Genomic DNA, 1,258 nt, shown 5'->3' with positions numbered 1-1,258 from the left:
TGTAGTGGCATAGTTAATTTGGCCACCTGATTAGAGGTGTTAAGATGCACCTCATCTACATTAGGTGACACCATGACAAAACGTACAAGAAGAACCTTTAACCCTGAATTTAAACTCGAAGCAGCCCAACTTGTAGTTGAACAGGGGTACTCTGTTGCTGAGGCAGCTAACGCCATGGGCGTGAGCAAATCAGCGATGGACAAATGGGTTAGACAACTGAAACAAGAGCAGCAGGGAATTAAACCTAAAGCCTCTCCGCTAACGCCTGAGCAAATCGAAATTAGAGCGCTTAAAAATCGCATCGCAGAGCTTGAAGAGCACAATGAAATTATAAAAAAGGCTACAGCTCTCTTGATGTCGGACTCACTGAACAATTCTCGATAATTGAGAACCTTAAGCAGAGCTACAGCATTTCAAAGTTATGTTATGCATTCAATGTTCATCGAAGTAGTTATAAATATTGGTCTGCGAGACCAAAAGTATTACCTGCTGAAGTTATTGAGCTAAGAACTTTAGTGAAAGAGGCTCACCGTATTAGTAATGGCTCCGCTGGAGCCAGAACTGTTGCAGAGATTGTTACTCGCTCTGGTGTAAAACTTAGTCGTTATCGTGCGACTAAGTTAAYGAAACAATTAGGTTTAGTAAGCAGGCAGCTTCCCAAACATAAGTACAACAATCAGACTCAAGAGCATATTGAGATCCCTAACCATTTAGATAGGCAGTTTGCTGTATCCGAACCAAATAAAGTTTGGGTTGGTGATGTAACTTATKTGTGGGTAGGGAATCGCTGGGCATACCTAGCAGTGGTKATAGACCTCTTTGCAAGAAAACCTATCGGTTGGGCAATGTCCTATTCTCCAGATAGTGTGCTGACTTCTAAAGCCCTTGAAATGGCATATGAGTGTCGTGGAAGGCCTCAAGGAGTCATGTTTCATAGTGACCAAGGGTCACATTACACAAGCCGTAAATATCGACAGACATTATGGCGTTATCAGATTAAACAGAGCCTATCTCGTAGAGGTAACTGTTGGGATAACAGTCCAATGGAACGCTTCTTTAGAAGCTTGAAAACCGAATGGGTACCAGCTTGTGGCTATCGTAATTTAGATGAAGCTTGGCAAAGTGTTGTTGGCTATATCATCAGATATTACAGCCAAATCAGGCCGCACCAGTATAATGGTGGCCTGACTCCGAATGAGTCAGAAAGGCTTTACTGGAAAACTTACAAAACTGTGGCCAATTTTAGTTGACCACTACA

Annotated in this window: 1 protein-coding gene; it reads left to right on the top strand. The window is 42.4% G+C overall.

The annotated features are described in order from the left end of the window. Positions 1–72 precede the first annotated feature (72 nt). Positions 73–1,250 (top strand): IS3 family transposase gene (locus ELS82_RS25080; protein ID WP_134837779.1). Its coding sequence is split into 2 segments (ribosomal slippage): positions 73–340 and positions 340–1,250, totalling 1,179 coding nucleotides; the frame shifts between segments, so codons are not numbered across the junction. Positions 1,251–1,258 lie beyond the last annotated feature (8 nt).

Source organism: Vibrio ouci (assembly GCF_004551525.1).
Classification (GTDB): Bacteria; Pseudomonadota; Gammaproteobacteria; order Enterobacterales; family Vibrionaceae; genus Vibrio; species Vibrio ouci.
The sequence above is the reverse complement of the archived record's forward strand: the minus strand, read 5'-3'. Positions and strand labels throughout refer to the sequence as shown.